At 32.6% G+C, this 20,399-nt stretch carries 18 protein-coding genes and 3 pseudogenes; 8 read left to right on the forward strand and 13 right to left on the reverse strand.

Translation table 11 applies throughout. The annotated features are described in order from the left end of the window. Positions 1-218: 218 nt before the first annotated feature. The 13 genes and pseudogenes from OO7_RS02205 to OO7_RS17065 all read right to left on the reverse strand — a co-directional run bounded on the left by OO7_RS02205 (position 219) and on the right by OO7_RS17065 (position 11,288). Entirely contained in the window at positions 219-1,217 is a 999-nt protein-coding gene (locus tag OO7_RS02205; protein WP_008914330.1) for a 2-hydroxyacid dehydrogenase, read from the reverse strand. Between the two features lie 64 nt (positions 1,218-1,281). Beyond that, positions 1,282-2,043, reverse strand: coding sequence for an SDR family NAD(P)-dependent oxidoreductase (locus tag OO7_RS02210; protein WP_008914331.1), 762 nt, complete (start codon positions 2,041-2,043; stop codon positions 1,282-1,284). A gap of 29 nt (positions 2,044-2,072) precedes the next feature. Beyond that, positions 2,073-3,599: pseudogene (locus OO7_RS02215) on the reverse strand (FGGY-family carbohydrate kinase). Between the two features lie 241 nt (positions 3,600-3,840). Next, on the reverse strand, positions 3,841-4,398 hold the full coding sequence (locus tag OO7_RS02220; protein ID WP_008914332.1) for a glycerol-3-phosphate responsive antiterminator: 558 nt from the start codon (positions 4,396-4,398) through the stop codon (positions 3,841-3,843). Between the two features lie 24 nt (positions 4,399-4,422). Beyond that, complete coding sequence (locus tag OO7_RS02225) at positions 4,423-5,217, reverse strand: class I fructose-bisphosphate aldolase (protein WP_008914333.1); 795 nt, start codon at positions 5,215-5,217, stop codon at positions 4,423-4,425. Between the two features lie 591 nt (positions 5,218-5,808). Continuing rightward, entirely contained in the window at positions 5,809-6,240 is a 432-nt protein-coding gene (locus OO7_RS02230) for a hypothetical protein (RefSeq protein ID WP_008914334.1), read from the reverse strand. Further along, positions 6,237-6,689, reverse strand: coding sequence for a winged helix-turn-helix domain-containing protein (locus OO7_RS02235; RefSeq protein WP_008914335.1), 453 nt, complete (start codon positions 6,687-6,689; stop codon positions 6,237-6,239). The genes OO7_RS02230 and OO7_RS02235 overlap by 4 nt, the downstream gene beginning before the upstream one ends. A 344-nt stretch (positions 6,690-7,033) precedes the next feature. Beyond that, a complete protein-coding gene (locus OO7_RS02240) occupies positions 7,034-7,549 on the reverse strand; it encodes a hypothetical protein (protein ID WP_008914336.1) in 516 nt (171 codons plus the stop codon). Then, the gene (locus OO7_RS02245; protein ID WP_156823125.1) at positions 7,533-8,201 is read right to left on the reverse strand and encodes a hypothetical protein; all 669 of its coding nucleotides are present in this window, start codon (positions 8,199-8,201) and stop codon (positions 7,533-7,535) included. The genes OO7_RS02240 and OO7_RS02245 overlap by 17 nt, the downstream gene beginning before the upstream one ends. A gap of 518 nt (positions 8,202-8,719) precedes the next feature. Continuing rightward, positions 8,720-9,439, reverse strand: coding sequence for a type III secretion system inner membrane ring lipoprotein SctJ (gene sctJ / locus OO7_RS02255; protein ID WP_008914339.1), 720 nt, complete (start codon positions 9,437-9,439; stop codon positions 8,720-8,722). 3 nt (positions 9,440-9,442) lie between these two features. Next, positions 9,443-9,733 carry a type III secretion system inner rod subunit SctI gene (gene sctI, locus OO7_RS02260; RefSeq protein WP_008914340.1) on the reverse strand — a complete coding sequence of 97 codons (291 nt, stop codon included), beginning with the start codon at positions 9,731-9,733 and terminating at the stop codon, positions 9,443-9,445. 44 nt (positions 9,734-9,777) lie between these two features. Beyond that, the gene (locus tag OO7_RS02265) at positions 9,778-10,089 is read right to left on the reverse strand and encodes a hypothetical protein (protein WP_008914341.1); all 312 of its coding nucleotides are present in this window, start codon (positions 10,087-10,089) and stop codon (positions 9,778-9,780) included. 11 nt (positions 10,090-10,100) lie between these two features. Beyond that, positions 10,101-11,288 (reverse strand): annotated as a pseudogene (locus OO7_RS17065) (PrgH/EprH family type III secretion apparatus protein). Positions 11,289-11,482: 194 nt separating this feature from the next. Between OO7_RS17065 and OO7_RS02275 the strand changes: the two are divergent. From OO7_RS02275 to OO7_RS02305, 8 genes and pseudogenes are all read left to right on the forward strand, one after another. Next, positions 11,483-12,010 (forward strand): hypothetical protein, encoded by a 528-nt coding sequence (locus tag OO7_RS02275; RefSeq protein ID WP_008914344.1) that lies wholly within the window; start codon positions 11,483-11,485, stop codon positions 12,008-12,010. A gap of 6 nt (positions 12,011-12,016) precedes the next feature. After that, positions 12,017-12,262, forward strand: coding sequence for a helix-turn-helix transcriptional regulator (locus tag OO7_RS17070; protein ID WP_269077551.1), 246 nt, complete (start codon positions 12,017-12,019; stop codon positions 12,260-12,262). Then, positions 12,252-13,937, forward strand: a complete 1,686-nt coding sequence (sctC, locus tag OO7_RS02280; protein WP_008914346.1) for a type III secretion system outer membrane ring subunit SctC — start codon at positions 12,252-12,254, stop codon at positions 13,935-13,937. Before OO7_RS17070 ends, sctC begins: the two co-directional genes overlap by 11 nt. After that, positions 13,928-15,013 (forward strand): HrpJ domain-containing protein, encoded by a 1,086-nt coding sequence (locus OO7_RS02285; RefSeq protein WP_008914347.1) that lies wholly within the window; start codon positions 13,928-13,930, stop codon positions 15,011-15,013. The genes sctC and OO7_RS02285 overlap by 10 nt, the downstream gene beginning before the upstream one ends. 9 nt (positions 15,014-15,022) lie before the next feature. After that, on the forward strand, positions 15,023-17,089 hold the full coding sequence (locus OO7_RS02290; protein WP_043892775.1) for an EscV/YscV/HrcV family type III secretion system export apparatus protein: 2,067 nt from the start codon (positions 15,023-15,025) through the stop codon (positions 17,087-17,089). Between the two features lie 10 nt (positions 17,090-17,099). Next, positions 17,100-17,507 carry an InvB/SpaK family type III secretion system chaperone gene (locus OO7_RS02295; protein WP_008914349.1) on the forward strand — a complete coding sequence of 136 codons (408 nt, stop codon included), beginning with the start codon at positions 17,100-17,102 and terminating at the stop codon, positions 17,505-17,507. 3 nt (positions 17,508-17,510) lie between these two features. After that, positions 17,511-18,804, forward strand: a pseudogene (gene sctN, locus OO7_RS02300) (type III secretion system ATPase SctN). Between the two features lie 425 nt (positions 18,805-19,229). Further along, entirely contained in the window at positions 19,230-20,399 is a 1,170-nt protein-coding gene (locus OO7_RS02305; protein ID WP_008914352.1) for a hypothetical protein, read from the forward strand.

Raw genomic sequence — 20,399 nt, forward strand, 5'->3', positions numbered from 1 at the left:
TAAACCCAAGTCACAGTCTTATGTATGCTCCTTGGGATTTATTCTTTAGTGATCTAGGTTGAGAATGCCGTTATATTTCGAATTATGGCAACTAACTAAATTGTGGTGTTAATAACTGTATTGCTTTTATATTTTGCTATTTAAATTATTCAGGGTAAATTCATGTAGGGTATAGGGTGCCGGAGGTTAACACCCCAGTAATATAAATTAATTTTTTATTATTTATTTAATTCTTTTAAAAATATATCGGAAAATAATTTCGGTGTATTGCTAAATGCATCTAATGTGCTACCCGCCATATGGGGAGTGATAGTCACATTATCTAATAAATAAAATGCACTCTCCTCTTTTAAAGGCTCATCATCAAAAGTATCAATTGCTGCTCCCATGATCCGTTTATCTTTTAACGCTTGAAGTAAATCATGTTCATTAATTAATCCTGAACGAGCCGTATTAATAATAACGGCTGTTTTTTTCATTAAATTAAAATGTTTATCATTAATTAAATTTTGTGTTTCAGGCGTTAGACGTGCATGCACTGAAATAATATCGGCTTTTTTAACTAAATCCTCTAATGAATCAATTTTTGTATATCCTTCAATGTGGTCAACATATTTATCAAAGAAGATAATATTTGCATCAAAACCCTTCAGAAATTTTGCAACTAATTGAGCAATATGACCAAAGCCGACTAACCCAATTGTTTTGCCACCAATTTCTGGAATAACATCAGCATTTGGAAAATCTTTTCGCCAATATTTATCTTTCAATGCATCATGAGCACGGGCAATATTACGTGTTTCAGCAAGGATCATACCGACCGTAAATTCAGCAACGCTGCGGGCATTACGACCCGGTGTATTCATAACTTTAATGCCTTTACTTTTGGCATATTCTTGATTGATATTTTCCACGCCGCCGCGTAACACACCAATAAATTTTAAGTTTGGTAATTTATCGATAACGGCTTTATTAACGGGAGCAAACTGAGTAATAACTAACTCAACATCTTGTAAATCATCATAGAGATCGGTAGGAAGAGCAACCGCTTCGGCTCCATTTTGCTCAATTTGTAAATTATCTTCCTGTAATTTTTCAATGGAAGGGTGGCTCCATTGACGCACAATAACCTCAAAACCATGTTGGCGTAATTTCTCTAACCCAGTTTCCATAGTGGGTTGATCAATAAATAAATCTGCAATGGCGAGACATTTCATTTTCTTTTCTCCTAATATTTTGACAAATTCTTATACTCTGCGGATATTTTGTAGGATAAGAGTATTAACGCATTAACATTCCACCCGTAACATCAAGGGTTGCACCTGTCATGTAACTCGCTTTTTCAGAAACAAGAAAAACACCAATATCTGCAATTTCAGTTGGGTTAGCGACTCGGCCGATGGGAATACGGTTTAAGTAATATTGAGGGTCTTTCTCAAGATTATGGCGGATCATCTCTGTATCCATAATGCCTACGGCAATGTTGTTCACATTAATATTTTGTTTAGCAACTTCACGGGCTAAAGAGATTGAGAATGCCACAAGCCCTGCTTTACTTGCTGCATAATGTGAATACCCAGTGGTTGAGCCATGAAATGCTGCTTGTGAAGTAATATTTAATATTGAACCCGCTATTTTTTTGTCTAAACACTGGTTTACAAATAATTGGCTAAGATGGAATACTGATTTTAAATTGACATTCATGACGCGATCCCAATCATCCAGTGATATATCTGTAACGAGACCGGATAGCCAAATCGCTGCGTTATTGATAAGAATATCGAACTGCCCAAAAGTATTTAATCCGTTGTGGAATAAGTCCTCAATTTCTCGGCTGTCACCTAAATTAGTTTGTATTGCAACAACTGTAATATGGCCCGGTTTATTGAGCTCATTAACTAATGCTAAAGCTTCCTCTGGATGGCTACGGTAGGTGAAGCAGACATTAACACCTTCTTTTACTAATGAGCGAACCAATTCCCGACCCAGTCCTGTAGCCCCACCAGTTACTAATGCATTTTTCTGCTGTAAATTAAGATCCATAATGGATTTCCCCTTAAAGATGATTAAGCTTAATTGGCCGTATTTTTCGCTTGGCTACAAGATTTCCATGTCGCTTGCATATCATCCAACATACTTTTGTATAGTGCATATTTTTCAGCATATACCGCTTTTTTGTCTAACTGCGGTTGAATGGTTTTCGAAACTTTCACCATTGCTTCACAAGCTGCGAATACATCAGGAAAATGACCTTCCATTACAGCCGCCGTCATGGCAGCACCTAATGTTCCGTGCTCTTTAACATCGACTATTTCCAGCTGACATTGGAATATGTCGGCAAAAATTTATAGCCATACAGGAGAATGAGTAATACCGCCGGCAATGCGGATAACATCGCTAAGTTGTGGATTAATTCGGCGAAGTCGCTCAACATGATAAAGATGGCTAAATGCAACACCTTCATAAATAGCGCGTAAAAAGTGGGCACGTTGGTGAAAACTGGTTACGCCAACAAAGCCTGCGGTGGCATCAGGGATCGTATTTGAGCCAAAAACAAACGGGAAAAACATGAGTTGGCTTTCATCTGGAGTTGTTGAACCAACTAATTGGTTACATAACTCATAGACTGAGCTACCTTTTGCTTCCTCTAGTTGCTTATCCGCAGCCATAAAATGAGTGATAAACCACTCTAGATTACTCGCAGATGTAGGGCTTGCTTCAGTGATTTGCCAGCGATTTTCCATTGGGTAGATGGATGTCATAAATAAATCTTTGTCGACAACCGGTTTGTCTGTCACGTATTCATTGATGCTCCAAGTCCCCGCGACAATGGCAAGCTTATTAATTTTATTAATGCCTGAAGCCAGTGATGAAGCCGAGATATCAAAAATCCCACCAGAAACAGGTGTACCTGCTTTTAATCCTGTGAGTTCAGCAATATTTTGGCTAATGCGGCCGCAACAATCAGTCGAAAGCTTAATTGGAGGTAATTTATCTTTCCAAGATAAGCCGCCCCAAAAGGCGAGCAGCTCATCGTCATAGCACCTATCACGCACATTAATAAGATTCGTCCCTGAAATATCAGTGAGTTCTAGATAAGCTTCATCAGTAAGATAAAAACGTATGAGGTCTTTAACCATGAAAATATATTGTGCATTATCTAGAGATTCAGGTTCGTTATCTTGAAGCCATGCAAGTAATGCTACGGGTTGACCTGCCCAAATGGATTGCATTGTTTTAGGTAGGATATTTTGCTCAAATTCAGGTGATTGGTACCATTTTTCAACATAACTTTTTGCTCTGTTATCTGTTGAAATGATCCCGTTGCGAGTTGGCTTTCCCTGGTGATCAACCAAATACAGACCATTTCCATGACCTGTTACTGAAATTCCTATTATATCTTCTGCATCAATACCCGATTTCTCTAACACGGATTTAATGACTAACAAATTGGATTGCCAAAGTTCATCAATATCGCGCTCTGTAAAGAAGGGCTTAGGAGTGATCATGCGTGTGGTGTTGGAGGCAATAGAAAGCACTTGGCCTTCCAAATTATAAATTGCAGCTTTAGTAACAGTGCCGCCATTATCAATGCCCATGATGTATTTTTTTTCATGATGGCCTCTTTTGTACTCTGTATATTCCGCTACCAAAATTGTTATTACGTTTTACTGAATAGCTTACTTTTTTGTTTTCCAGCAAAGTCGTATTTTGTCGTAAACAGATAGACGGAATATCTTGGGTACTTTTTATTGTGTAGGGTACTCATCATTTTTAAGCTACAGTTTGGTAAGTTTATGAATTATTAATATTAAGTAGCTAAATCATGATGAATTTTCGTTACCATAAGGTATGTTCGCTGGTGGTTATCCCATTGAACCCGGTATAAAATATTCTATCGGCTAAATATTTTCGTTTTACAAAACCACCTGCAATGAATTGCGTATTGGCTTGATTAAAACTTCTTTTTAATAAATCAAAACAGGTACAAGCATATTCAGCTGGCAGTAATTCAATTGCATCAACATCTACAGAATGGTTTTTAACAACATTGCTTGCCTGTTCTAATGAACGTGAGTCCACTAACAGAACGCGAAATATTGTGTTTAACCCCTCCTTTTTGGCGTACCTCAATGCGGTAAAATTTGAAGAAATAACACCATCGACCTTATAAAACTTTTTTAAAACGGTAATGCCAGTTTGGTCAGGTTTAAATCCACCTAATAATTCCAAGTGGACTAAAACTTTTTTCCCAGCCTTATGGCATTTCCCAACCATGGATTGCAAATTACCAATGTCAGCATCAGGTAATAAGATATATTCAGAACGGCTATTAAGAGCCTGCTCGAAATATTTATAATTTCTCACGGATGGAATAATGGTGTTGTTTAAATTCATAGAATGAGTCTCGGTTTATTTGAATTAATTTTTATTCTGATAAATCGCAAAGGCCTCTTCAGGTGACATTCCTAAATGAATAATGGCATTTAAGCCTGCAACCATAGCGATTGGTTTTGGATCTTGGGTTATATTTCGACCAACCGCAACACCTTTAGCACCCATCTTCATGCAGTGTTCAACAAATTTAAAGTAACTCAAGGTGTCTGTTTTTGGTCCGCCAAGTGCAAGAACTGGCACTTGTGCTGCTTCAACGATTAGGTAATCATCTGGTGTGCCAGAAAAACGGGTTTTAATAATATCGGCACCAAGCTCCACACCAATACGTGCGGCATCTGCGATGACTTTTGCTTCATTAGATTCAGGGCTAGAAACCGCGTAGCCATAAGGTAATGATTCAACAATAAATGGCATATTCCACCGTTCAGCTTCTTTAACGAGTCTAGCCGTCATGGCATGTGTTTTCTCTTCATTAAAAGCGCCAGGGAATGTCATACAAACAATTCCATCTGCATCAAGTTTTAAAGCATCTTCCACATCAAAAACTTGCATTGTGTCTGGCACACTGTTGTCATACATATTGACGGTCGAATCTACGCGTAGCACGATAGAGACATCATTAAATGCGTTAGGATTATTTATTGCCATTCCATAAGTAATTAATGCGCAATCTAAACCATTTGCAGCCAGTTCTGGCATTTTATTGATAGTGTTATCAATCCCTGCGGTTTTAGTTGAGAAAAAATATCCATCAAGTGCCAGCGTGACAGATTTACCATCTTTGGCAAAGATTTTCGATAAACGACGTTGTTTGGACATAATGTTTCCTTATTAAAAATAAAAAAAGCCCTCAGAGACCGTAATGATCTCTGAGGGCTTTCTATTCACTGACCCTATTGTTTATATTTTTATATAAAAAATATAAACTAAAATTAAATTAGTTATTCAAAATGCGTTAAATTTTTTTATCTTATTTTTAGTGATTAAAGACAAAGAAATTTATTTACCCGCAATTGATTTACATCCGTTTTATGATGAGTAACGAAATGTAATTGCTTGCTTTGCTATTAACATCTCTAACATACAAAAACCTTTACTGTCTAATGCATGTTGCAAAATTGTGATTTAAATCTCGTTAAATATTATCTGTTCAATATTTAATATTTAAGATAAGGAGTCTGGATGTGTTTGAATTATTTTAACTAATTTATCTTTATTGTGATTTTCATTCTTATTAAATAACAACTAATATATTCTAGTAATTTAAATTATAATCATAAAAAGACTTTTTTTGTTACTCAAGAAATAAGAGAGCAAGATAAAATAAAAAATACATAAATAATTCTATAGTTTAGAATGCATGCTGAATTTTTCTAATAGCGATAACATTCTGATAAATATGATATAAACTTATATCATATTAATGATATCAAGATATATTTTTTCAGAAAAATTTCGGGGTAATGGAATGATATTTTTACTCATCATAATGATTTTATTATTTCTTTCTACTCTGATACTGATCCCTAAATTATTTTTTTCATCTAATAATGACTTAGGAAAAAAAAGGTGGAATGCAATAGAGCTATTTGCCGTTTTGGTTATTATCCTGTAGTCATGAATACTATGGTTACCTTCTTGCTGAAAAGGTGCAATGGATAGTATTATAATTGAATCTTTAGGAATATTATTATATTTTGCATCAATATAACCTTCTAACTTAATGAGCTGTTCATGAGTATTATTGTGGATCGATTTTTGACTGCAAGCGCTAGCGAGTGTGATTAATAATAATAAATATACTGATAGATTTAATTGTTTTTTGATTTCTATAGATTTCATCTATGATTCTCATTTTTATTTTTTGAGATGACATGATTAAATAGTTTATTAAAAATTAAGTAGAAAAAGCTGTAAATATTTTTTTTCTCTTTGCAAATTGATGTATAACTAGCCTCAGATTTTGTTCCAGTGTAGAGAACACCAACCCTAGGCAGGGTCATAATTAAATTTTCATCTAGATCGATTTTTTTAAAGGATTGGCGTAGTTTTCGGACTAATTTATAATAGCTGCTCTCAGTAACGATAGTTCCTCGTTTTTCCCATATATCATACATCACTTCTCGTTTACTACTCGTTTGTTTTAGTAATAATTTTAATAAACAAGACTCATTTTCTGAAAGATTAACTGTTTTTTTTCCTCGTGAAAGTGTCCGCTTAAGAGGATTATAAATAACATATTCTGATAGAATAATCAGTGTTTCTTGTTCTGTTTGGTCTGTATTATTCATAATATTTCCCATGAACCTACTTTATCGACTAGCCATGATGGTTATCCTAACCTTCTCGTTAGATGGGTTAAATATAAAAAGCGATACAAAATATAAAAAGGTAATTTTTAATAATTTCACCTTATGTGTTATAGCGTCTAATTTATAATTTTTTTGTTAATTCTATATATCAATTTTATATATGTTTTTTTATATTTAAGAATTACAATCACGAGAAAAAGTAGGATTTATTAATGAATAATTGGGTTGGGTAGCTTGTTTTTTATACTTAGTTATTAGAATAATGTCGATTTGGCTATCATTATTAATATAAAATAAAGGGGAATGAATAAAGATAAAATCTATTAACTGAATATGAGTTCTTCTTCATCATCATTATATTCAATAGTGAGATTGGCTATATTATGATGCATTTGGGTGGTCAATGGTTCTAAAGCTAAATTTACCATAGTGACTTTATTTAATGCCACTTCTACAGCCTTTTTAAGTGACTCTTGATGTTGAAATGCATTATTTTTATTTAGTGATTTTATCATCTCTGATATGAAGGCTTCTTTCTCCGTAACAGATAAATTTGATATCTTTTTATATAACAATAAGAAATTATATCTATTATAGTCTGCTGATATATTTTTATTCGTAGGTAAATTATTGATATTCACATATTTAAATTTATTGATTAAATCAATAGGATTTGTTTTTTCTAGTTCAATATTGTTATTTATATAACTATAAGAAATGTCTGTATTATCCGTTTTTTTACTCCATTCTTTTTTTACTTTACACTTAATATCTTCACTTTTATTTTGAGAAAAATCATCTAATGGCGATTTTATTATTGGTTTAATCGTTGTTATCATATTTTTGTTCTTTATTATTAATGGATTCTAAAAGTTTTTGATAAGCTAATTTTTGCTCAGATAATAAGTCACAGTGTGTAGGTGAATTTAGAACATAGGGTAATAGATATGAGGCACTATTTGATGGGGAGAATTGTATAACTTCATTATCCATTTCCATTGTTATTTCACTATGTTGATGAAATTTATATTGAATGTAAGGATCTTCTGCACAGAAAAATGATTTTAATTTTTCCGGTAAATAAATGATTTTTTGATTTACTTCAATTGACTTTTGAACAAAATATTCAGCAATGATTTTTTGTAACTTTGTGTCATGAAAGATTTCAGATAACAATTGTAATAGGTTTTTATGGACTTGCTCTCGCTGACTTTGATAATGTTTTTCACTCATTTCAATACATTTTATCATATCGATAACCAATTTTTTTAAACCATCATTATATCCTTGCTGATAAGCAATATGATGAATATGTTCGAGCTCTTTTTGAGCTTGTTTATACTGATTTTTAATTCTCTTTTTTGATTGCTCTATTATTTTTTTTGTATATAACTTTGCTATTTTTGATTGATGTTTGATCAATACATTTTCAATTGCAGTTTGTTTCATTGTTGGTTGTATTTCTTCCGACATAGTAGCAAGTTTCTTCAATAATATTCCATGGTAAGACAGTGTTTATTGTTGCTGGTAATAGTTTTAAAATTTCATAATTAAACATATACTTGAATCTATTAGTATAAATAGAACCAAATGGCATTAAATAAAATAGAATTTGATCTACTCCCATGGCAATTAATTTATCAGGTATAGGGTTGAGTGATTTAGTTATTTCCCATAATGAGGAAGGTAATTATTGGTATTGTGATAAATAACCTGCCGGGCCATGGCTACAAGGTAATATTTTAGAATATAATAGCATTCCTAAGCTAAGTACGATTCGAGGTAATAGGCTCCATTGTTTTAAAAAACAATCAGGTAATGGTAATGTTTTTTTATCAGGTAAAATTAATGAATATTGCTTTATTAAGTTTTTATTATGTATCTGTTGTAATGTATCCGGTAACTGATAATAATTAACAATATTATATTCATGATGGAAATATTTGCCAGGAGCAAGAAAGATCTCATTATAATATTTATTTTTTTGTTCTATCATATTTTTTATTAATTTAGTTATGTTGTTTTTTTAAATAAAAATGACGACGATATAAGTATATGAAAATGATTATAATAGCGAAGCTTGCTAAAATAATGGAAGTAAGTAAAGGTAAGTTTATATTTAATATTGGTTTTTGACTGTATGTTTGATGTTGTAATGATGGTTGATTAAGGATAACGACTGAAACATTATCATAGTGAGTATCAGTAAAGCTTCCAGTAAGAAATAGCTTTATTTTATTCATAATTAATTTTTCATCTTCATTCCCTGAATAAGTGACTAGACATGATATTTTTTGTGGTTGCTTTAGTAAATTATGACTATTTAATGGATAGCTAACATGGACTCGTGCATTAATAATATTTGGGATGACCAGTAGAGATTGCTCTAAACGTTGCTCTATGAGGGAAAGTAACCGCGTCCGTTCTGCTTGTGGTGAAGCGACAAGGGAGTCATTAGGAAAAGCTTGAATAATTTCGACAGGTTCCTTAGTTGGCAGATTATATTGATGTAATAACTCTACTGCGAACACAAAATCGCGCGTATTAACTTTAATAGAATCACCTTTCTTACTATCTTGCTTACGCTGTGCATCTACTCCATGTTCCTGTAAAATCGCGAGGACTTCATTACTTTGGCGTTGGCTAAGATGGCTAAGTAATATTGGTGTATCGCAACCAGTAAGAAGTCCTATAAAATTGATAATAAGTAAGATTTTTATAATTTTCATCGCTTATTGAGCTTTTAATAAAGTATCAAGAGTACCCGTTAATTTATGAGTGATTGTTGAAATGAAATTTAGCTCTAAACTATATTGACCAATTAAATGTTGTATTTTCATGACTTCCATTGGATTACTAACATCAAGATTTTCTGCTTGATCAATTAGTGTGTTCTTTTTGTTTTGCACTTCAACTGTATATTGTGAATATAAAGACTTTATTTTATCTTCAATTGGCTGATCAGATAATACTGGAACAAGGTTATCTATAGAGCTTGTTATTGGTGGATTCATTACTAACATATATTATTTTTCCTTATACTGCCGTATATGAAGAGATTTAATGATTAAATATTACGAATTGCTGTTTGTGCTGTATCTTTAATTGATTTCATTAAATTACTTTGTAATTGTCTAGCCATATTATAATTTCCACTAAGTGCAGTTATTTTTGCAAGGACTAAGGGGTTATCAACCTCTAATTCTTCGCCTGTGCCTTTAAGTATCTTATCCAGCTCATCGGCTAAGTCTTTCGCTCGAGCACTAATACTAGAAGTACTTCGGTACATCATTCCCCAATTTTTTTTGTCTGAATTGGGGATTTCAAAATCTGATGCTACCCAATTACCCGTTGCTTCATTAATTCCAAGAATAGGCATAAATGACCTCATTAATATGTTTTATTTGATATAAACGACCAATGATTATTATCTATTAAGGTAAAATCACTTTGGTTGATAATAAAGGATTTTCCTTCTAATTTATTTTCTAAAATAGAAATGGAAAATTTTATATATTTTTCACCCCATTGATGATAAAACTGTTGGGCAAAGTTAGAAATAGCAATTAATTGATAGTCATTTAATTTTCCTTGTATTAGATAAATAATGGTATTATCTTTCTTTATTTTTTTCCACTTCAATATGCTTTCTATTAATCCAACTTCAACGATTGTTAAAAGTTCGTCAAGTGTAATTTGAATGACCTCACTATTTTTAAAACATTTTATGTGGCGATTAATAACATTATTAATAATATCTTGATTGACATTTTAACTACCATTCATTATTGCTTTAATAACGGGTTTATATGGGTTAGATAAATCAACTTTTATTATATTATCCATGTATAAGGATAGTTCAGTTTCAATTTCTTCTTCTAAATCATTTAATTCACGAATGATATATTTTTCATTAAACCCTGATTTATATAAATTTTGTTTAATCCAATCTGCTTCTTGTTTTGATTTTATTAAAACAAGTAAATCTTCATTATTATCTAGAGTGATGATTGGCGAATATTTATTATTTAAAATGTAGCGTATTGCCTCTATTTTATTTGGTTGACTATTTTGATATTTTATTTTTACTCCAAGAAAAATGAATATAATAATTAAAGTGATAATAAAAATAAGTTTTCTCTTAGTAATTAAACAAATAAGTTTGTTTTTTATATTAAATTTCTTTTCATAATTTAGCTTTTGTACGTTTAATTCCCAAGGCATATCCACCGCCTTAAATGCAATTGGAAATAAATCGGCTAACATTATTTCCTGAAAAATAATGGGAATAAGAGTCGTATTCACCCCATCATTAACTTGTAAATCTAGTGTAGATTCATTTTTTAAATTATTATCAGTTAATGAATCATTATCATTTTCTATAATAGTTAGCTTACAATATGCTGAATGGCTTGGGATATAATAAGTAATATAACCATTATCATCAATTTTTGTTCTAAACCTTACGGTTGGGTCAATAACGATAAGATGTTTATCAATGGTTAGTAATAACTCTTGTCCACTCATCGATCCGCTGGCTATTTTCATTATATAGATACGGTTATTGATATCATCCATAAAATTAAACCCAATCAAAGAAGTTAAGGATAGTTAAACGTATTAACTGATTTTCGTCAGCAGAATTTATCTTAATCCTTCTGACTTACTGCTTATCCTTTTTAGTACAATTTATTCCGGACTATTCCTTTGAGTCATTACACTTTTTAGTCGATGTTGTAGTTATTAAAATACTTTAAAAATATAGAAGTATCATGATAAATAATACAAATATTGATGCATTACTCATAAATAAAGAAGGCTATTTTTCGCTACAAGATAGCTTAGTTTTAGCTATACCTGGCAAAAATGCCAGTCCATTATATATTAATGGTTTTTATTTTGAATGTGATATGAAAATCACAGAACAATCTTTATTTGTTCTTTCTGCTTCTGAATTAGAAATAATTCAGAGTAAAGAATGGTCATTTTACACAATATTGATTTCAGAAATTATAGAAATTTTAGCAGTTGTCGATACTGCTATAGGAAAATCGTTTTTATCAGAAAATGAAAGCTTTTATACAGGGAAGATAAATAAAAATATTATTGAAGCGAATGTTGATCTCTCAATGTGTCATTCAATAAAAAATGTAATTATAGATTTAGTTATAAAAAATGATACGAATTTTAATTTGTGGTGTAATGTATTAAGGCGGTATGAAGCATATGGGATTATGCGATTTTTACTTTCAGCAGTAGAAAAAGATAGAAATGCAAATATTAATCAATTGTGTAAATAATATGGTATTTCAGCTTCATATTTTAGGCAACTGTATAGAGAAAACTTTAATAAGACAGCTAAAAGAAAAATTATGAATGTGCGTATGGCTTCTGCTGTGTTAAAGCTTATAGAATGTGATAATTCTATATTAGATATTGGATTAGATTCTGGATATTGTTCTGCCTCTCATTTTACCAATGATATAAAAAGGGAATTAGGCCTAACTCCATCAGATATTAGACGTCTAGGAATTAAACTATATGAAATATAAGTTTAATGTCATAATATTATTTTATTTTTTTACTATAAGTATAAATTGTTATTCACAAACCAATGAATTTCTAGTTGCAGAGCCTATTCAACAAGATATTAATCATAATACGTTTATTGCTAATAATATTATGGTTGGAAAGGTATTTGATGCCATATCGGAGCGTTTAAATAAGCCCATTATTCTAAGTAAACTAGCGGCACAAAAGCGTGTCACAGGAAATTTTAGCTTAGCAAACCCTGATGAAATGTTTAAAGCACTTACCCGACGTGTTGCTTTAGTTTGGTACGATGATGGTGCCACTATTTATATTTATGATAACAGTGAGATGCGTAGTGTTATTATTCCTATGAATAATGCGAGTAGTATTCAAGTTATTAATTATATTAAAAATAATGGAATCTATGACCAAAGATTTCCTGTGAGAGCTCAAGATGGGAATAGTTTACTATTTATCTCAGGTCCTCCTTTATATATCGAATTAATCAAGGCAACAGCTTTATATCTTAGTGAGCAACTAAAACAAGAAATTTTAACTGGGGGGGAACTGGCTGTTATTCCTATTCAATATGCCTCTGTAAGTGATAGAAATTATATATTGAGAGGCCAAAATGTCACCATTCCAGGAATGTTATCTGTAATCAGTGCGTTATTTAAAAATAGGACGGAAACACCTTTAGCTATTCAGGTAAAGGAAAATAAAAATAGTGAAGAAACCGCGATACCGGCGTCAAAAAAAGATGATGTTGACGCTAAGAAGTTAATAACAGATTCATCATTAAACAAAAAATCAGATGTGGTTTTCTCCCTCGTTGCTCATCCAGATAGTAATAGCTTAATTGTTAAAGGTTCTTCTGAACAGATTAATAATGTAAGGCAACTCGTGAAAAATTTAGATATGCGTCGTCGTCAAGTCGAATTATCCCTGTGGATTATTGATATTACACGCAGTGAATTAGATAACTTAGGGATTAATTGGGAAGTTGGTGGGATTAATACTGGTAAAGGTGCTCTGACTTTTAATCGTAGCACATTAGTGGATAACCATAATTTTTTATTGCAAATTGATGCGTTAAGTAAAAGTGGGAATGGAAATATAGTATCTCGTCCAGTGTTATTAACCCAAGAAAATATTCCCGCACTATTTGATAACAACACTAGCTTTTATGCCAAGTTGCAGGGTGAAAGGATTGCAACATTAGAGCAAATAACTTATGGCACGATGATTAGTGTTATACCACGAATTTCTTCGGGAAATAGTGTTGAGATGGAAGTGAATATTGAGGATGGGGGGGAGAAACAGCAGCATAATGGAGAATCATCGAATGTTGAAGGTTTACCATCAGTGAGTCGAACAAGTATTAATACTGTTGCACGCATAGCTAAAGATAGCAGCTTATTAATTGGGGGTTATACCAGAGAGCAGATTGTGCAGAATGATAGCAAAATACCATTACTTGGCGATATTCCTATCATTGGTGAAATATTTAGACATTCTTCAGTTAACCAGCAAAAAATGGTGCGTTTATTTCTAATTCAACCTCGTTTACTTGATGAAAATGAAGTGTGGGATGGACGCCAATTCTCTGAGAACACACGCATTAAAGAATTAAATAGCCATCTACATGGAACAATTCAATTTTTGAAAAATTATATGGAGAGTCCATGGCAATAATGCCATTAGCTAATCATTCTCGTTTACTAATGAACCCCCAAGAAAAAAATCGATCATCAAAAATAAGTGATGATTCGGAGGAAGTCATTCGTGGGCAAGGCGTTATTGATAGTACTAGCGAATATGCATCAATATCGATGTTAGCTGCGAGTCATATTCGTAGAAGCGGTGCCAAAAAAAGCCATGAGGAAGAATGGCTGCAATTTTCAGAACGCATTCTTTGCGAAAATGCTGATGAGACCATTTTAAATATCGAAAATACACTTCATCAGAAATTTATGGCATCTAAAGAATTAAAGATCTTTTTATCCCAATACTTTTCTGATCTTAGTGATCTATTGATGGCGATTATTTCATTGATCAATCGTGGAAAACTACGACAGGAACAATTAACACAATTAAAAAAACTTGAAGAGCAATTAGTACAAGAGGATAACGACAGAAACATCCAAGCGGGTGTTAATGTTGCGCTGATTGCTAAAATATTTTCACAAAAATTGCAGCAATCTGCTAGTCATTTGCGGTCGTTATATCGTGAATTTCTTAGCTATGATGGACCTGTTATCTATTTATATGAACAATGGGTTGAGGAAATGACGTTATCTATTCGTACAAATATGATGCGCTATTTAAGTCGAGCTTTAGCATGCGATTTACAATCATTACCATTCGGTCATCGTTATCTTAATGTATTTGGTAGTTGCTTTAACAGTATTGGACAATTACGTGAATTAAACGCATTAGATCAGGTTTTTATTCATGAAATTCTAGACACAAATTTATTTCAATCATTTAAAGCAAATACAAAACTAGAAAAAAAATTAAGCCAATTATTCATCAGTGGGATAAGAGGGCAAGAAAATTTTGATGATAAGCTGCTATTGTTTATTTCATCGAATTTAAAAACGATAAGTGCTGATCATCAGGCATATTTCTTACAATTATTAATTTTTGCATTTAGTTCTATTCCAATAAATATTTATCAATCAAATAAATTAAGAGATGATTTGATTTGTAATTTAAAAGAACTCATGGATAAATTTTTTCAAAAAAATGGAATTAATTTAGGAATATAAATGATAATAATGAGTTCTGCCATTAAATTAGCTTTAGCTATTCGAAACCGCCCTGAATTAATTGTTTTACTTATTATGGTGATGGTCGTGGCAATGCTTATCATTCCGTTACCTACACTGATAATCGATTTATTGATTGGCTTAAATATTATGATCGCAGTGCTGATATTTATGGGTTCTTTTTATATTACGCGGATCTTAAATTTTCAATCATTTCCATCTATTTTATTAATTAGCACGTTATTTCGTCTTGCATTATCAATTAGTACCAGCCGACTAATTCTCCTTGATGCTGATGCAGGGGATATTGTTGCCACTTTTGGTGAATTTGTTATTCAAGATAACCTTGTCGTTGGAATTGTTGTTTTTGCCATTGTCACTATTGTGCAATTTATCGTCATTACTAAAGGCTCTGAGCGAATAGCAGAAGTCGCGGCACGTTTTTCATTAGATGCAATGCCGGGTAAACAAATGAGTATTGATGCTGACTTACGAGCTGGTGTGATTGATGAAGCGACAGTAAAAGAGCGCAAGGGCGACTTAGAAAAAGAGAGTCAACTATTTGGCTCGTTTGATGGTGCAATGAAATTCATTAAAGGGGATGCTATTGCGGGTATTGTTATCATTTTTGTAAACTTGATTGGGGGTATTTCAGTGGGTATTGCTCAACAAGGAATGGATATTTCTACCGCAATGAATACCTTTACTCTCCTGACCATTGGTGATGGTTTAGTTGCACAAATTCCCGCTTTATTGATTGCGATTAGTGCGGGTTTTATTGTCACCCGTGTTGGCGGAAATGATAAAAACTTAGGTGAAAATATTGTCCTAGAGTTATTTGCTAACGATTTTACGATATTAATTACCGCATTTATTGTTTTATTTATTGGATTCTTACCTGGATTTCCCATTAGTATATTTATATTTTTATCTGGTTTATTATTTCTATTATTCACGATTCGATTTTTGAAAAATAATAAAAACAACCAACAAAATACTGTGATAGAAAATACAAATATAAATTCAGAAATTACAAAAGGTGAGACACAACGAGAAAATAGCCACTTTGAACAAGAATATATTCCAGAAACATTACCTATTATTATTTCGGTATATGAGCAGTACAAGCCCATTCTAGATGATAAAAATTTTTTATCTAGAATAAAAAAAGAGGTATTTATTCGATATGGATATCGTATTCCTGATATTGCTATTAATTATTCGCCTATAGTACCAAAGAATAAAATTATTATTTTAATAAATGAAATAAAAGCGGGTGAATATGACGTATATTTTGGTGGTTATCGCTTATTGACGATGAATGATGAGTTAGGAAGCTTAGGTGTCGAATTATTTCATTTTACTGATGAATATGGTGTTATTAATACTTGGATTACTGAACAAGATGTTGAGCAGGTTGAATTATTAGGTTTTATTACCCGTGATGATATTACTGAAATGATTGATTGTATTGGTACACTATTATTACGTTACATTAATGAGTTTTTTGGTATTCAAGAAACAAAAAATCTACTGGATGACTTAGAAAATAAATTTCCTGAATTATTAAAAGAGTGTTATCGCCATGCAACAGTACAAAAAATCACAGAGGTTTTTCAGCGCCTATTAATGGAAAAAATCTCAATTAGGAATATGAAATTAATTATTGAAACATTAGTTCAGTGGATGCCTAAAGAGAAAGATAGCATGATGCTTGTTGAGCATGTTCGTACATCAATGGCACGTTATATCTCTTCACGTTTTGCGGTTGATGGCCGTTTAAATGTGCTGATGATTAATTCAAATTTTGAGGATGTTATCCGCCAAGGAATTCGCCAAACATCAAGCGGTAGTTATTTACACTTAGAGCCGGAACAGACTAATGATTTAATTCAAGCTGCGGAACTCGCATTAGATAATAGTCATGTATCTATCCGAGATATTAATGTGTTAGTTCCTGTTGATATTCGTCGATTTGTAAAACGAATTCTTGAAAGTCGTTTTCCTGAATTAGAAGTTCTTTCATTTAATGAGATTTCTGAAATGGTAAAGATAAATATTATTAAGACAATATAAGGGAGTTTTAATGAAGTATCGCTTTGTAGAAGCTTTAAATAATTATTTAAATTTAATGGGAAGAAAAGAATTAATTAATCCACAATTAGATTGTCATTCTAATATTCAGTTAGAGATGAATGAGAGTCCATCAATTAATATCGATCTTTCTGGCGATGAAATAATTATATGGAGTCATATCGCTGAACATAGTGTTGTAAATATGGATATGCTTAGTTATTCATTATTAAATATGATCATCGAATATATACCGAAACATTTTCAGCCCGGCCAACCGGCACTGCATTTGGTCGATGATATGTTTATGCTCTCGGCTGTTATAAAACCCTCAGCTCTTGATGATATTCAACTATTTTCTGGCAGTTTTGAGGAGTTTTTTGAGTATAGTAGCCAAATTAGAACATTGCTCGTATCTTAAATGATGAAGTTTTTTGATATTTGTGCGCATCCTGTACATATTCAAGGATGTTTAATTGAAGCCCCATTACATGGGGTTTTTATTGGTGAGATTTGTATTATTGAGCGTAGTTTATTCGATAAAGAAGTTATTGCAAAAGCTCAGGTAATTGGTTTTAAAAAGAATTCTACAATACTCAGCTTAATTGGACGTGCTCATGGTTTAACCAGAGAAATGATAATTCGACCAACTAGAGCGGCTTTTACTTTTTCGATGAATGAACAGTTAGTTGGTAAAATTCTCACCGCTTCAGGTAAACAAGTTGGAGCTTTATGCTCAACAATACTTAAGCAAAATTATTCATCAAACAGAGTGATGCGTATTGATAACCCACCTGCGGATATTAGCGAGCGCAAAGGGATTGATGAACCTTTGGTCACGGGGATCCGTGCTATTGATGGTTTACTGACTTGCGGGTTTGGTCAGCGGATTGGTATTTTTGCTGCCGCAGGTAGCGGTAAAACATCATTAATGAACATGATTATTAACCATGCTATAGCTGATATTTATGTTATAGCTTTGATTGGTGAACGTGGACGTGAAGTAGTTGAATTTATAGAGGAACTGCAAGTTTCTCCGCATGTAGGAAAAACTATTTTAGTTTATGCGACGTCGGATAGTCCGCCGATTGAACGCTGTAATGCTGCATTGCTTGCAACAACTATTGCCGAATTTTTTCGTGATCTTGGTAAAAATGTTCTGTTATTTGTTGATTCAATGACACGTTATGCTAGAGCATTACGCGATGTTGCATTAACTGCGGGGGGAGCTTCCTGCAAGGAGAGGTTACCCAGCATCAGTATTTGAACAATTACCCCTTTTGCTGGAAAGGCCTGCACGAATGAAGCAAGGCTCAATCACGGCATTTTATACAGTTTTGCTTGAAAGTGAGGAGGAATCTGACCCAATTGGGGATGAAATTCGCTCAATTCTTGATGGGCATATTTATTTAAGCCATAAATTAGCCGGTGCTGGGCATTATCCTGCTATTGATGTTTTGCGCAGTCTTAGTCGGGTCTTTCAAAAAGTGACAACCACATCTCATTATCAATCCGCTCAAATTGTTCGAGATAGATTATCGCGTCTTAAAGATATTCAGTTTTATCTTGAGGTTGGTGAATATCAGCGTGGTGAGAATATTGAAAATGATAATGCTCTTGATAAAAAAGAAGCTATTACTCAATTCCTTCAGCAAGGAATGGATGAATATGGATCATTTGATGACACACTTAATCGTTTAGCTCAGTTGGCTTGTTAATGTTGGTAAAATTATTGGAATTAACACAAAGGCGTTTTGACCGAGCCCAGCAAAAGCAAATAAAGCAACAGTCACTTATTCATACATTAGAAAAAAACAGCTAGATATTCAATCTAATATAGAAATATTAGAAATACAAAGTTCGTTATATGAACAACCAGAGGAATTTAGCAAAATTATTTTCTGGGAACAACAAAGAATTAAAGCATTATTATTAAATAAAATTGCTTGTTATAAATATCAACTAGATGAAATAGCGGATGAATTGGCTCGACATCAGCAAGTACTAAAACATACTGCGGAACATTTATTTAGTCTTAGTAGTAAGTGCGAAAAATTCCGAAATTATCTCAAGCAGCAAAGTAAGAATCGATGTTTAAAATTGGCATGTCAGCAACAAAATGAAATTGAGGAATTAACTATTTATGGCCGTTGTAAAATTGGGGATGAATGAGTCAGAATATATTAATCATCAATCTCTCTTAGAGGAAAACTCAGTATCTGAATTTAGTTCTTCGTTAGAAATTGACGATATAAAGATTTTTTCAGCTAAAATTGAAAAACTCCCAGAACCAGTTACACAGCTTAAAAAATATCTCCAAAAAGTGATTTCGAAAAAAGCGTTAGCTTTAATGTTGATTAAATCACGCAAAAAACGGGCAGAAGAAACCTTTGCACCATTGCTGTCACAATTTCCAATGAGTAGATATCAAACAAGATCGTTTTTAAAACAGTTACAAACTTATCAATATGAAAATAATATTGATTGCAGTAATTCCAAATCATTGCAAGAGGTTAGGTTATTAGATGTGGGCACATCTAATTTGACAGCTACAAATAGTTTGCATATTAGTAAATTACCTACTGGTAATCATTTTATTCCAGAAAAAAATTATCATCATCAAACAAAAATAGCTGTAAAAACCAGCGCTAATGAGAAGACGGCGTTAGCTATAGATAATAGGTATTTATCTCAACATTCTAAACTGGTTAATTTGACAAATATACAGTCTGAGTCATTACAAATAAGTTTGAATGATAGGCCCCAAAGCAGGAATATGGCTAATTCTGATACCTTCTTATTTGAGCAAAATTTTAAATATGATTTAAAGAATGAATTGCCCATTAGCTCACAAAGTATTTTGGAGCAGTCTCAAAATGAGATAATTGATTATTTTTCTGCTTCAAATGATCAATTAGAGGAAGGGAGGGTCCCAAGTTTATCGATATCTCAACAAAATACCTTGCCTAGCAGAGATATTTGTCAGGAAACTTTGGATGTTTATTCAACGAAAACGCAATTATCTATTTATCCAGTCAATGAAGGTCAGGAGATACAGAAAAATTCTGCTGATAAGATGAAAACAACGGTAGGACGCCGCCTAATATATACATTCAGTCATTGGCAGGATAAGCCATCGGTAACATTTAAATTTAGTGAGCAAGGTGAAAAGTTATTGGCTATTACCAATAATTTTGCGGTTCATAGTGCTTTGCATGAAAGCCAACACTTTTTTCATTGTGAATATCCTTTATCTGTCAGGTATGAAGATAGCCCTCAAGACCAACATCAACCTGAACAAGAAGATGAGTAG

Source organism: Providencia sneebia DSM 19967, assembly GCF_000314895.2.
In the GTDB taxonomy this organism is placed as follows: domain Bacteria; phylum Pseudomonadota; class Gammaproteobacteria; order Enterobacterales; family Enterobacteriaceae; genus Providencia; species Providencia sneebia.